Genomic DNA, 13,509 nt, shown 5'->3' on the forward strand with positions numbered 1-13,509 from the left:
CATTTTTATATACCAATTATTTAGAACTTATCTTTTAATTGGTATATAATGTATGGTATAGTATTTCTAAAAAATCAAACAAAAGTTTCCCGTAAAAATAGTTTCCTCGAAATGAAATTATAATACAGGTTATGAACTTCAAAGAAAAACGATACAATGAAATTAGCAACAATAAAAAATAACAGCCGAGACGGACAACTAGTGGTAGTAAGCAGGGATCTAACCAAAGCAATAAAAGTTCCTGAAATTGCTCAAACAATGCAAGAAGCCTTGGATAATTGGGATGATATTTCTCCTAAACTAGAAAAAGTGTACGATCAGTTACAAAATAATACATTACCAAATACTTTTGATTTTGATTCGACCGAAACCATGGCTGCAATTCCCAGAGCCTATCATTGGGCAGACGGTAGCGCCTATGTTACTCATGTAGAACTAGTAAGAAAAGCAAGGAATGCCGAATTACCAGAGACTTTCTGGACCGATCCCTTAATGTATATGGGAGCTTCTGATGCATTCATTGGAGCAAATGAAGATATTGAAATTGAAAAAGAAGAGTGGGGAATAGATTTTGAATCTGAAGTCGCTGTAATAACAGATGATGTTCCTGCTGGTGTAAGTGCAAAAAATGCTCAAAAGCATATTAAACTTGTGGCAATCATTAATGATGTTTCATTAAGAAATTTAATCCCTAATGAGCTAGCTAAACAATTTGGGTTTTATCAATCTAAACCATGGACTACATTTTCTCCGGTAGTAGTTACACCAGATGAACTAGATGATGCCTGGAGTAATGCCAAAGTACATCTACCATTAGTCTCTACATTAAATTCTAAAGTTATAGGATCACCTAATGCAGGAATAGATATGACTTTTGATTTTGGCCAATTGATTGCTCATGCAGCTAAATCAAGATCTTTAATGGCTGGATCCGTAATAGGCTCAGGCACTGTTGCTAACCAAGGGAGTCCAGATGGATCAAGTTGTTTGGCAGAAGTTAGATGTTTAGAAATTATAAAAAACGGGAAACCATCCACTCCTTTCATGAGTTTTGACGATCGTATAGAAATCGAAATGAAAAATAAACAAGGAGAAACAATTTTTGGAAAAATAGATCAGGTAGTAAAACAATACGAACCTATAAATTAAATAAATTGTGAATTTAACATTTTTAATCAAAGACAAGTTAACTCAAGTTATCGACAAGCAGATCAAATCTCCTTTTTAAGTTTAAAATGGAAAGAATTTTGGTTAAAAAAAATAACTGAAATAGGCTCTTTTTTATGGATTAAAACTACTTTTTGATTTTTGAGAAAAATGCAATTTTCGTAGCAATCGATATAAACTTTTGTTAAATTTCATAATAAAAAAACGTTTTCGTTTGATAATTATTCAAAAAAAGTCCATTTTTGCATATAATAGGTGGAGTGGTTACCGCCTATATCTAAAACAATAATTATTCTCATAATTTAAGTTTTTAGTTGGTTAATAAAAGTAAAGAAGAGAGCTGTGGTGGCTCTCTTTTTTTGTTTATATTTTTAGATTAGATAACAATATTCATTTTTATCTCTTCATATTAAATAGTATTTTTGGAATGGATATTGTAATTGCATATTCAATTAATATGTATATCAAATAATAACAATGCCCTAAACTATGAAAAAGTATATCATAATATTGCTTTTGATAACAAGTATAGTTCCTGCTTTTGCGCAAGAGAACCATAAAGCATTCGATTCTGGAGAATGGTTTAAATTCAGAATTCATTATGGTCTTTTTACAGCTAGTTATGCTACACTTGAAATTAAAAAAGAGCAGTTAAATGGGAAACCAGTACATCATATAATTGGTACAGGTAAATCATCTGGTTTTTTAAGTGTCTTTTTTAAAGTAGAAGACTATTATGAAACTTATATTGACATGGATAGAGTAAAACCATATCGTTTTATTCGAAAAATAAATGAAGGAGGGCATACCAAGAATATAGAAATTAACTTCGATCATAATGAAAACAAAGCATTAGTTTTCAACAAAAAACACAACACAAAAAAATCTTACCCTATACAATCTGATGTACAGGATATGATGTCTTCTTTTTACTACTTGCGTAATAGCATTAATACATCTTCTCTAAAAAAAGGAGACGAACAATATGTAAATATGTTTTTTGATAATGAAAGCTATCGTTTTAAGTTAAAATTCTTAGGAAGAGAAGTAATTAAAACCAAAATGGGTAAAATTGCATGTTTAAAATTTAGGCCATATGTCCAAGCAGATCGAGTTTTTAAAGAAGAAGAAAGTATGACTGTATGGGTAAGTGATGATGATAATCGTATGCCTGTAAGAATAAAAGCAGATATTGTTGTAGGCTCGATAAAAGCAGATTTAGATGCATTTAAAGGACTTAAACACCCATTTAAAATTATAGTAGATTAATGAATGAATCTATAAAACCAGAGATTGCTGAAAAAATAAAGCAACTAGAAAAGAAATTTAAAAATTCTGGCCAGGATTTGGGATCATATTTGGATGGCTTGCTTCATGATCGATATTTAACCTATTGGGACTATATACATCTGGACACCCTATTAAGTTTACAAATTCCAAGAACGCATTTTCCCGACGAAGAAATTTTTATTACTTATCATCAGATTACAGAACTTTATTTTAAGCTCATTATACATGAGTTAAAACAAATTATTGATGATAAATTACAAAATGCAGCGTTTTTTACCGCTAAAATTGATCGAGTAAATCGTTATTTTAGAGTTTTGATCAATTCTTTTGATGTCATGATTAGAGGAATGGACAAAGAACAGTTTCTTAAATACCGAATGTCTCTTCTGCCAGCAAGTGGTTTTCAATCGGTGCAATTCAGGTTGATCGAAATATATTCAACTCCCCTTGCAAATCTTGTAAGTGCTAAAGAAAGAAGTTTATTTTCTGAAAAAGATGTCCTCGAAGAAGTATTCGAACATTTATACTGGAAATCTGGTGCTACTGATAAAGAAACTGGTGAAAAAACACTTACCCTTAAGCAATTCGAATATCGATATACACCAAGAATGATGCGTATTGCTCACCAGGTACAACACAGCACTATTTTTCATAAATACCTCGAACTACCAGAAAAAGAGCAAAATAATGTGCTCCTTATCGAAGCTTTGCGTACTTTTGACATTAATGTGAATGTTAATTGGTTATTAATGCACATGGGTGCCGCCTATAGGTATCTCAATAAAGAGAAAGGTGAAGTTTTGGCCACAGGAGGAACGAACTGGAAAAGTTTCTTGCCTCCAAGTTTTCAAAGAATTATGTTTTTCCCTAATCTTTGGACCAAGGAAGAAAAAGAAAACTGGGGCCAACAATGGGTTGCTCATCAATTTAATGCCGCAAAATAAAATAGTCGTCAGTTGAAGCAAATAGGTTATTTACTACTTATAGCGGTAGTATTATTTTCATGTCAGAAAGAAAAAAAAGAAGCAAAAATTATTGTTCCTGAAGTTATCGAGGAAGAAAAAGCACCCCCCGTTATAACCGAATTTGGTTATGTCCTAAATGATTTTAATGTTGTCAAAGATACCATACGCCCCGGAGATAGTTTTGGTGCCATTATGGATACTCATGGTATAAGTAGAACTAAAGTATTCGAAATCACCAATACAATTAAAGATACTTTTAATGTAGCCAGAATTCAGGCAGGAAAACCTTATATGCTTCTTAAAACAAAGGATACAACAGAAAAAGCACAGGTGTTTGTATATCAAAATAACAAAATCGATTATACCGTAATTGATTTTAGAGATAGTATCATTGCCAAAAAAAGTAAAAAACCGGTAACACTGGTTGAAAAAACTGCTTCTGGAATCATAAATAGTAGTTTAATGCAAACATTTGATGATATGGATCTCAATTTTCTGGTTGCATATAACATGGCAGATATTTATGCCTGGACTATTGATTTTACAAGATTACAAGCAGGAGATAGATTTAAGGTAATTTATACCGAAAAATTTATTGACGATACTATTCCTGCAGGAGTTGACCAGATCAAAGCATCCTATTTTGAACATAGAAGCAAACCTATTTATGCCTTTAGATTTATAGATGATTCAATTAACAATTCTATAGATTATTACGATGAAGAAGCTAATAATTTGCGTAGAGCATTTCTTACTGCTCCGGTAAAATTTAGTAGAATTTCTTCGAGATACAACCTTAAACGTAGAATCAAATACTATGGCAATAAAGTAAGACCACATCGAGGCACCGATTTTGCCGCTCCTATTGGCACACCGATATTAGCCACTGCAGACGGAGTCATAACCAAATCTGAGCGAAGAGGTGGAAATGGTAAATATGTAAAAATAAGACATAATGCCACTTATGACACTCAATATCTACATATGAGCAGACAAGCTGTAAAAGTAGGTGAGTTTGTAAAGCAAGGAGATGTTATAGGCTATATTGGGATGACTGGTAATACAGGAGGTCCCCATGTATGCTACAGATTCTGGAAAAACGGAAAAGAAGTAGACCCATTTAAACAAGATCTTCCGGCTTCAAAACCACTAGCCGATAGTCTTAAACAAGGATTTTATAACCATGTCCAGCCTTTAAAGACCGAATTAGATAGCATTCCTTTTAAACCACAAAAACCCCTGGAAATTTTATAAACCATGACGTTACCAACTATTAACCCAACCACCACAAAAGCCTGGGAAGCATTAAAATCTCATTACGAAACCATAAAAGAAACACATCTTAAAGATCTTTTTGAACACAATCCGGATCGTGCAGATTTTTTTTCGATTGAATGGAAGGATTTTTATGTAGATTATTCTAAAAACAGAATCGATAAAACTACAAAAAAACTGTTATTAGATCTAGCCAGAGAAGTAAAGCTCGATGAAGCGATACAACATTATTTTGATGGAAGTACCATTAATGAAACAGAAAATAGAGCCGTTCTACATACCGCCCTCAGAACACCATCAACACATCAAGTTAATGTTGATGGTAAAAATGTAATTCCGGAAATTACAAACGTAAAAGAAAAAATAAAGTCCTTTAGCCATCAGGTTATTTCGGGAAATCTTAAAGGATATACAGGTAAAGCTTTTACCGATATTGTAAATATTGGTATTGGAGGATCTGATCTTGGTCCTGCTATGATTACCGAGTCCTTAGCTTATTATAAGAATCATCTTACTCTACATTTTATTTCTAATGTAGATGGAGATCATGTTCATCAAAGCCTAAAAAAATTAGATCCAGAGACTACCTTATTTGTAGTCGTATCTAAAACCTTTTCTACTCAAGAAACTATATCAAATGCTACAACAGCAAGAAATTGGTTCACCAAAAATGCGCCAAAAGAAGCTATAGAGAAGCATTTTGTAGCCGTATCAAGTAATATTCCTAATGTTACTAATTTTGGGATTGCAGAAGAAAATATTTTCCCGCTATGGGATTGGGTTGGAGGTCGTTTTTCTTTATGGAGTGCAGTAGGACTATCTATAAGTTTATCCGTAGGCTATGAAAATTTTGAAGCCCTGCTAGCAGGTGCTCATGAGATGGATGAGCATTTTAAGAATACTCCTTTTGAAGAAAATATTCCTGTAATTTTAGGAATGCTTAGCATATGGTACAATAATTTTTTTAATGCAGAAAGTGAGGCTGTCATCCCTTATTCTCAATATTTACATAGATTACCAGCGTACCTACAGCAAGGTATTATGGAAAGTAATGGAAAAAGTATAGATCGCAATGGTAACCCTATTAACTACCAAACTGGTACGGTTATCTGGGGAGAACCAGGAACCAATGCCCAGCATGCATTCTTTCAATTAATTCATCAGGGGACAAAATTGATTCCAGCAGAGTTTATTGGTTTTAAGCACTCTTTATTTGATGATCTTGATCATCAAAATAAATTAATGGCCAACTTTTTTGCACAAACAGAAGCCTTGATGAATGGTAAAACCCAAGACGAAGTGCTTCGGGAATTAAGTGCTAAAAACACCGCTAAAGAAAAGCTGAAAAAACTGCTACCTTTTAAAGTATTTGCAGGTAACAAACCTACGACCACTATTTTAATCGACACCCTTACCCCTAAAAGCCTAGGGGCATTAATATCGATGTATGAACAGCGTATTTTTGTTCAAGGTATTATATGGAATATTTTTAGCTATGACCAATGGGGTGTAGAATTAGGTAAGCAATTGGCTACTACTATTTTATCTGAGATCGACACTCGTGAGATTAAAGAACATGATTCTTCAACACATACTCTTTTACAACGGTATTTAGGGAAATCTGAATACTAAATCTATTTTCAGATAACATAAAAAAATAAGTCTCAAATCGGTTTATGATTATAAATTGATTTGAGACTTATACTCTTTTTTTGAAAATAGTAATGTGTTAATATTAATCTATTTAGAGGCTGTTTTCCAAGCTCTAGACGTTTTTTTTACTCAATGTTGCAAGATTGAATCAATTTTTAATTAACAATTTCTTAGTTAATAACTTTTTAATATCTTCAATTAATTAATAATCAATCTGGTACAAAAAAAAATTATCTTAAAAACTATAATATAAATCTGTATAAAATTTAACATTTTAATAAACTATGCACGCATAAAGATTCGTTCTTTTGCGAAGATTATTAACTCTATCAATTATTTACGAAACTGTATACGATTTAAATGATTTTAAACCTTTTAGTGTAATTATTTTAATCGTTAAGAGTTTCATGAGACAATTAAAAACTATTAAAACACACTCATGAAAAAGATTACATTTTTATTTGTTGTAATCCTTATGGCAGTCGTTGGGGAAACGTTTGCGCAAGGGGTAACTAAGTCTTCCATTAATGGTAAAATGACTGATAATACAGGAGAAGCTCTTCCTGGTGCCAATGTAGTTGCGATCCACACTCCATCTGGAACAAAATATGGCGCAATTACTGATTTTGATGGCTTTTACAGAATAGCAAATATGAGAACTGGTGGACCATACAAGGTTACTATCTCATATGTTGGTTTTAAGGATTATGTAAAAGACAATGTTTTTCTTCAATTAGGGGATTCGCAAAATATAAGCACTCAAATGATTGAAGAAGCTAGTGCACTTGAACAAGTTATAATTACAGTAACTAACAATAGTGTATTTGATTCTGGTAAAACGGGTACAGAAACTACGGTGACCGAGAGACAAATTAATTCTTTACCCTCGGTATCAAGATCTGTTGCCGACTTTGTAAGAATTACTCCTCAAGCTCAAATAACTGAAGGAGATGATGGCTTTTCAGTTTCTTTAGCTGGGCAAAATAACAGATACAATGCTTTGTATATTGATGGGGGAGTAAGTAATGACGTATTTGGTCTAGCTGGTTCTGGTACTGATGGTGGTCAAACAGGGGTAAACCCATTCTCAATCGATGCGATTGAAACTTTTCAAATTAACATTGCTCCTTTTGATGTAAGACAATCAGGATTTTCTGGTGGTGCTATAAATGCAATTACTCGATCAGGAACAAATAGCATCGAAGGATCTGCCTATACATATTTTAGAAACGAAAGTCTTTCAGGAAAAACTCCTCCAGATTTAGTAGGAACTGGCGATTCAAGGGAAAAATTATCTGATTATTCTGCAAAAATTTACGGAGCTCGTATTGGTGGTCCAATCATAAAAGACAAATTATTTTACTTTGTTAATTATGAGAGAGAAGAACAAGAAACTCCACAGCCGTTTAATTTTAGTAATTACCAAGGAAATTCTACTTTGGCTGATATCCAAAATCTATCTAATTTCTTACAGACTACATATGGCTATAACCCTGGTGGGTTTGACAATAACACAAGAACATTAGAAAGTGATAAGTTAACAGTTAAACTAGATTGGAATATTAATGATAACCATCAATTAAGTGTAAAGCACAATTTTGTAAAAGCTGATAATCTAGAAGCAAGAAATAGTGGAAACAGAAATATTGGTTTTATTAATGGTTCTGAGCTTTTTGAAAGTACTAAAAATGAAACTACTTTAGAATTTAGTTCGTCTATAGGAAGCTGGGCTTCTAACAACTTACTTATTGGTTATAAATCAGTAAGAGATGATCGTGATCCTTCTGGTAACCCGTTTCCAACTGTTGATATTCGTGATGGTGGAGGAACAATTTCTTTTGGAGCAGAACCATTTTCTACTGCAAACCTATTAGATCAGGATATTGTTAATATAGCCGATAATTTTGAGATTTATAGTGGTAAACATACTGTAACTATAGGTACTCAACATGAGTTTTCAAAAATTAAAAACTTATTCTTTGCTTTTAATTACGGAGATTACACCTTTAATAACTTAAGTGACTTCTTTAATGGTGTTATTGATGAATACCAAAAAGGATATTCTCTAGTAGGTGGTACTGCAGTAGGTGATGAATCTGCCGGAGCATCAGAATTTAAATTATACCAACCGAGTTTTTATGTTCAGGATGAAATAAGTGTAACTGATAATTTTAAACTAACAGCTGGATTAAGAGTTGATGTTCCTATTTTTGATGCTGGTGCTGAAAATGCTGATTTTAATGACAGAACTATTCCTCTTCTTGAAGCTGCCGGAAAAGATCTTCAAGGAGCAAGAGTAGGTAAAAAAATAAGACCTTCTGCACATTTATCTCCTCGTGTTGGATTTAACTGGGATGTAAAAAATGATAAGACTACTCAAGTACGTGGTGGTTTTGGTATTTTTACTTCAAGAATTCCGTTAGTATGGCCTGGTGGTTCATATAACAATAATGGTATTACTGGTGGATTTACTGGCGGATTTAATCTAGATCCTTCTACAATAACGTTTAACCCAGATGTTAATCAACAACCTGTAGCTGTAACACCAGGAACAGGAGGAACAGCAGGAAATATCGATATTTTCACTCCTGACCTAAAATTACCTCAGGTAATGAAATATAATATCGCTATTGATCAAAAATTACCACTTTGGGGATTAATTGCAAGTGCAGACTTTTTATATACTGATGTTATTACTAATATTTATTATCAAAACTTAAATATTCGCGGCCCAGAAGGAGCCTTGAATGGTGCTGATAACAGACCATACTATAGTGATAGTTTTGGAGACTTAATTGATAATACTTATGGTAGAATAACCCTTGGAACCAATACTGGTGAGGGATTCTCTTATAATACATCTTTTACCCTAAGAAAACCTTTTGACAATGGATTTCAGGGAAGTGTATCTTATTCTTATGGTGAATCAGAAGCTATTTTTGATGGTACTTCTTCACAAAACAGTTCACAGTGGAGAGGTATTCAAACGGTAAATGGTAAGAACTCATTCTTACCAACATCAAGATCTGATTTTTCACAAGGGTCTCGTTTTTCTGCTAATGTTAGTTATGAAAAAGAATACCTAGGGTTTATGAAATCAACAATTGCATTATTTTATGAAGGTACACAAGGTGCTCCTCACTCTTTTGTTTACAGAGAAGGTAGAGACCTTTTAAATGATGATTCTAGAGATAATGCTCTTATCTATATTCCTTCAAACGCAAGTGAAATTAACCTTGTTCCTTTTAGAGATCGTGACGGAGACATAATCCCAGGATCAGATACTCCTGCAGAGCAATGGGCTGCACTAAATGCTTTTATAGAAGGAAATGATTATTTAAGAAAAAGAAGAGGTGGATATGCAGAACGTAACGGAGACAGAGGTCCTTGGAGTCATGCTATTGATTTAAAATTCTTACAGGATTTTTATATCAAAACCGGCGAAAAGAAAAATACGCTTCAGCTTTCTCTTGATATCTTTAACTTCACTAATCTTTTAAATAAAGATTGGGGAAAACGTAAATTCATCCCTGGAAATGTTGCATTAATTGAAACTGTAAGAGGTGGAACAGCAGATCCAGAGTTTACCTTTGACGCTAGTTCTTTTGAAGATGGAATTGAACAAATAGATGATAATGGTCTTCAATCATCAAGATGGCAAATGCAAGTTGGATTACGTTATATATTCAACTAAGAAATTTATAAATCAAATATCAAAAACCTCATTCGAAGATCGAATGAGGTTTTTTTTATCTCCTCAACTTCTGATCTTCATTATTCTCCATAATAATGAATACTAAATCATAGTAAAAACCGTTGTAAATTTCTGATATCGAAATATTTACAACGGTTTATTTTTTTTTCAAAAAAACACCATTTTATCTGTAAGTATCTCCATATGATAACGACAGTAAAAAATCCAACTTTAACATATATATATTAACACAAAAAAAACACTATGAAAAACGTACTTCAATGGGGTGTAATCCTTGCAATATGTATAGGATGTAAAAACGATTCTAAACAAAAAGACAAAGATTACGTTCCAGTTTCTTCAGTCGGAAATAAGGCGGTTGCAGTATCAGAAATTGACAAGAAAGCTCGAGAAATTTTTGGTATATTACCCGAAATAGCAGAAAACCCAGACAATCCAATAACCCAGGAAAAAGTAACTCTGGGGAAAACACTTTATTATGACAAACGACTTTCTAAAGACAATACACAAAGTTGTAATACCTGCCATAATCTAAAAACATATGGAGTAGACAATCTGTCTTTTTCAATAGGTAACGATGGCAAACCAGGAGGACGTAACTCCCCTACAACTTTAAACGCTGCATTACATATGACTCAATTTTGGGATGGACGAGAACCTGATGTAGAAGCACAAGCCGGAGGCCCCATATTAAACCCAATAGAAATGGCAATGCCTAACGAAGCAGTAGTGGTAGACCGAATATCAAAAATCGATGAGTATATCGAGCTTTTTGCCAAAGCTTTTCCAGAGGAGAAAACCCCTATAACATATAGAAATATAGAAAAAGCTATTGGTGCTTTTGAACGAAAACTGATTACTCCCTCTAAGTTCGACAAATACATGGCTGGAGATGGTTCTGCACTAAACAAATACGAAAAGAAAGGTATGGAAACCTTTATAAGTGTTGGTTGTATCACCTGCCATACTGGAGCATTACTAGGAGGTAATATGTATCAAAAATTTGGGCTTACCGTAAATTATTGGGAGTATACAAATAGTGAAAAAGTAGATAATGGCAGGTTTGATCTCACCAAAAATGAAGCTGATAAATACGTCTTTAAAGTTCCTTCGCTACTTAATATTGAAAAAACCACACCTTACTTTCATGATGGTAGTATTAAAGACCTTAAAAAAGCGATCTCAATTATGGGAGAAACTCAATTAAATCAAAAATTAAATCCACAGCAAATTAATGAGATTCACTTATTTTTACAAACCTTAACAGGAGAGGTCCCAGAAGAAGCTTTAGAATAAAACTGGTATGTTATATATAGCTATGACTAAATAAATTTTCAATAGAGCAAACACTTTGTAGAATAAGTCTAAATAAAGACTCCTGTGCTCGTAGGATGAGGCTTTTTTATGCATTATATGTACCTTTGAAAAAATTAAACACATCATTTTATGTACGAAGCTATTCAAATCGTCCATTCATATTGGGCTTATCTTGTTGTTCTTATCGTTACACTAGCAACTATTAATGCCCTAGCTGGATTTTTTACCAAAAGAGAATATGCTCCAAAAGATTTTAGAGTCTCTCTATTTGCGCTTATCGTTACCCATATTCAGCTTTTAATCGGTATTATTATCTTCTTTGTTTCCCCTCTTGTAGTTTGGTTCTCGGGAACTCACAAAATGGGAGAAATTATGAAGGACGCTACTTTACGATTATATAATGTAGAGCATCCTATGGTAATGATCTTAACCATTGTTTTTATCACAATGGGATACTCTAAACATAAAAAGAAACTTACTTCTACACCTAAGTTTAAAATGCTAGCTATTTTCTATACTATTGCCTGGATTCTTATGTTATCAAGAATACCTTGGGCACAATGGTTCTAAATCAAAAGTGTTTTAATTATAGCTAAACTAGGCTTGTAAAAACCTATAATGCTTGTCATTCTGGTCTACGCTAGAATGACAAGTTTAATTAGTATAAAACCAAAATGGTTTTGTTATAGAAGTAATCTCGATTAACTTATAGTCTCTAAGATCCATAAGCTGTTAAAACCAGTTTTCTGGGGCCTCCAGAATCTCTATGTTCACAGAGGTAAATACCTTGCCATGTTCCCAAATTTAATTCTCCGTTAGTAATAGGAATCAAAACAGAAGTACCCATCAAAGAAGCTTTGATATGGGCAGGCATATCATCAGGCCCTTCGTAGGTATGAATATAATACGAAGCATTTTCTGGAACCATAATATTCATATGACTTTCAAAATCCTGTCGTACTGTGGGATCCGCATTCTCATTTATAGTAAGACTAGCAGATGTATGCTTAATAAACACTTGTAATTGTCCCATTCGTATCTGTTTGATTTCTGGTATCTTGGCAAGAATCTTAGAAGTAATCAAATGAAACCCTCTGGGATATGATGGTAATTGTATTTCTTTTTGAAAAAATTTCATGGTATTGTCCTAGTACGACTCGGGATTTTTTTAATTAGTATTTAATTTACTTTGGCAGGTAATATCAAACCGATCAAAGCTCTTTATTTACTAGCAATTTAATACAAATTTTACAGTTATAATACCCTGTATTTATTCTAACTCTAATACCTTTACAATTAAAATTATACACTACTATGGATCTATCCCAAATCAAAATGGTTGCTACAGATATGGATGGCACACTTCTTAACGCTAAAGGTGAAGTAAGTCGTCATTTTTTTGAGCTTTTTGAAGAGCTAAATAGCCTGGGCGTAACTTTTGTTGCTGCTAGCGGAAGACAATACTATAGTATTATTGATAAACTAAAACCCATTAAAGATGACATTTATGTCATTGCCGAAAATGGAGCTTTAACCATGCAACAAGACAAAGAACTTCAGATTACAGAAATCGATCATAAAACATACCTGGAACTCCTTGATATTACTAAAACATTACAAGGTTCACAAGTAATCGTTTGCGGAAGAAAACGAGGGTATATTGAAGACTACGGACAAGATTTTGTCGATATGTTTAGTGAATTTTATGACCGGTATGAGATTGTAGAAGATCTTTCTGAAGTAATCGATGATCAATATCTCAAAATTGCAATTTGTAATCAAAAGGGAGCAGAAGAATATCTCTATCCTGCTTTAAAACATCTGGAAAACAAATTGAAAGTAAAAGTGTCTGGAGAAATCTGGTTGGACCTTTCTCATAACCTCGCTAATAAAGGTCATGCGCTACAACAGTTGCAAAAAAATAATGATATATTACCTGAAGAGACTATGGTTTTTGGAGATTACAACAATGATCTTGAAATGATGACCAAAGCAACGTATAGCTTTGCTATGGAAAATGCCCACCCAAACATAAAAGCAATTGCCAATTACTCGACAAAGAGCAATAATGACAATGGTGTAGAATATATGTTACACAAAATGATTGAAGCCAAAAAAGCTAACTAA

Annotated in this window: 10 protein-coding genes; 9 read left to right on the plus strand and 1 reads right to left on the minus strand. The window is 33.1% G+C overall.

Annotation, left to right across the window (positions count from 1 at the left end):
• The first annotated feature begins 156 nt into the window (after nucleotides 1-156).
• From Z054_RS0101655 to Z054_RS0101690, 8 genes are all read left to right on the plus strand, one after another.
• On the plus strand, nucleotides 157-1,149 hold the full coding sequence (locus Z054_RS0101655) for a fumarylacetoacetate hydrolase family protein (RefSeq protein WP_024768366.1): 993 nt from the start codon (nucleotides 157-159) through the stop codon (nucleotides 1,147-1,149).
• Nucleotides 1,150-1,656: 507 nt separating this feature from the next.
• On the plus strand, nucleotides 1,657-2,436 hold the full coding sequence (locus Z054_RS0101660) for a DUF3108 domain-containing protein (RefSeq protein ID WP_024768367.1): 780 nt from the start codon (nucleotides 1,657-1,659) through the stop codon (nucleotides 2,434-2,436).
• Nucleotides 2,436-3,401: a tryptophan 2,3-dioxygenase family protein gene (locus Z054_RS0101665; RefSeq protein WP_024768368.1), complete on the plus strand. Its 966-nt coding sequence runs from the start codon at nucleotides 2,436-2,438 to the stop codon at nucleotides 3,399-3,401. The genes Z054_RS0101660 and Z054_RS0101665 overlap by 1 nt, the downstream gene beginning before the upstream one ends.
• 12 nt (nucleotides 3,402-3,413) lie before the next feature.
• Complete coding sequence (locus Z054_RS0101670) at nucleotides 3,414-4,676, plus strand: peptidoglycan DD-metalloendopeptidase family protein (RefSeq protein ID WP_024768369.1); 1,263 nt, start codon at nucleotides 3,414-3,416, stop codon at nucleotides 4,674-4,676.
• 3 nt (nucleotides 4,677-4,679) lie between these two features.
• The gene (gene pgi, locus Z054_RS0101675) at nucleotides 4,680-6,329 is read left to right on the plus strand and encodes a glucose-6-phosphate isomerase (RefSeq protein ID WP_024768370.1); all 1,650 of its coding nucleotides are present in this window, start codon (nucleotides 4,680-4,682) and stop codon (nucleotides 6,327-6,329) included.
• 460 nt (nucleotides 6,330-6,789) lie between these two features.
• Complete coding sequence (locus Z054_RS0101680) at nucleotides 6,790-10,044, plus strand: TonB-dependent receptor (RefSeq protein ID WP_024768371.1); 3,255 nt, start codon at nucleotides 6,790-6,792, stop codon at nucleotides 10,042-10,044.
• 264 nt (nucleotides 10,045-10,308) lie between these two features.
• Nucleotides 10,309-11,361, plus strand: a complete 1,053-nt coding sequence (locus Z054_RS0101685; RefSeq protein ID WP_024768372.1) for a cytochrome-c peroxidase — start codon at nucleotides 10,309-10,311, stop codon at nucleotides 11,359-11,361.
• Between the two features lie 150 nt (nucleotides 11,362-11,511).
• Entirely contained in the window at nucleotides 11,512-11,952 is a 441-nt protein-coding gene (locus Z054_RS0101690; RefSeq protein ID WP_024768373.1) for a hypothetical protein, read from the plus strand.
• 145 nt (nucleotides 11,953-12,097) lie between these two features.
• Here Z054_RS0101690 and Z054_RS0101695 read toward each other — a convergent pair whose 3' ends face one another.
• Nucleotides 12,098-12,520 carry a secondary thiamine-phosphate synthase enzyme YjbQ gene (locus tag Z054_RS0101695; protein WP_024768374.1) on the minus strand — a complete coding sequence of 141 codons (423 nt, stop codon included), beginning with the start codon at nucleotides 12,518-12,520 and terminating at the stop codon, nucleotides 12,098-12,100.
• Nucleotides 12,521-12,696: 176 nt separating this feature from the next.
• Between Z054_RS0101695 and Z054_RS0101700 the strand changes: the two genes are divergently transcribed.
• Nucleotides 12,697-13,509, plus strand: a complete 813-nt coding sequence (locus Z054_RS0101700) for a Cof-type HAD-IIB family hydrolase (RefSeq protein WP_024768375.1) — start codon at nucleotides 12,697-12,699, stop codon at nucleotides 13,507-13,509.

It is taken from the genome of Aquimarina macrocephali JAMB N27, from assembly GCF_000520995.1.
Lineage (GTDB): Bacteria > Bacteroidota > Bacteroidia > Flavobacteriales > Flavobacteriaceae > Aquimarina > Aquimarina macrocephali.

Excerpts from the sequence above, each read along its gene's own strand:
- Z054_RS0101700 (WP_024768375.1), top strand. The coding sequence starts at position 12,697 with ATGGATCTATCCCAAATCAAAATGGTTGCTACAGATATGGATGGCACA.
- pgi (WP_024768370.1), top strand. The coding sequence starts at position 4,680 with ATGACGTTACCAACTATTAACCCAACCACCACAAAAGCCTGGGAAGCA.
- Z054_RS0101665 (WP_024768368.1), top strand. The coding sequence starts at position 2,436 with ATGAATGAATCTATAAAACCAGAGATTGCTGAAAAAATAAAGCAACTA.
- Z054_RS0101695 (WP_024768374.1), bottom strand. The coding sequence starts at position 12,520 with ATGAAATTTTTTCAAAAAGAAATACAATTACCATCATATCCCAGAGGG.
- Z054_RS0101690 (WP_024768373.1), top strand. The coding sequence starts at position 11,512 with ATGTACGAAGCTATTCAAATCGTCCATTCATATTGGGCTTATCTTGTT.
- Z054_RS0101680 (WP_024768371.1), top strand. The coding sequence starts at position 6,790 with ATGAAAAAGATTACATTTTTATTTGTTGTAATCCTTATGGCAGTCGTT.
- Z054_RS0101685 (WP_024768372.1), top strand. The coding sequence starts at position 10,309 with ATGAAAAACGTACTTCAATGGGGTGTAATCCTTGCAATATGTATAGGA.
- Z054_RS0101660 (WP_024768367.1), top strand. The coding sequence starts at position 1,657 with ATGAAAAAGTATATCATAATATTGCTTTTGATAACAAGTATAGTTCCT.
- Z054_RS0101655 (WP_024768366.1), top strand. The coding sequence starts at position 157 with ATGAAATTAGCAACAATAAAAAATAACAGCCGAGACGGACAACTAGTG.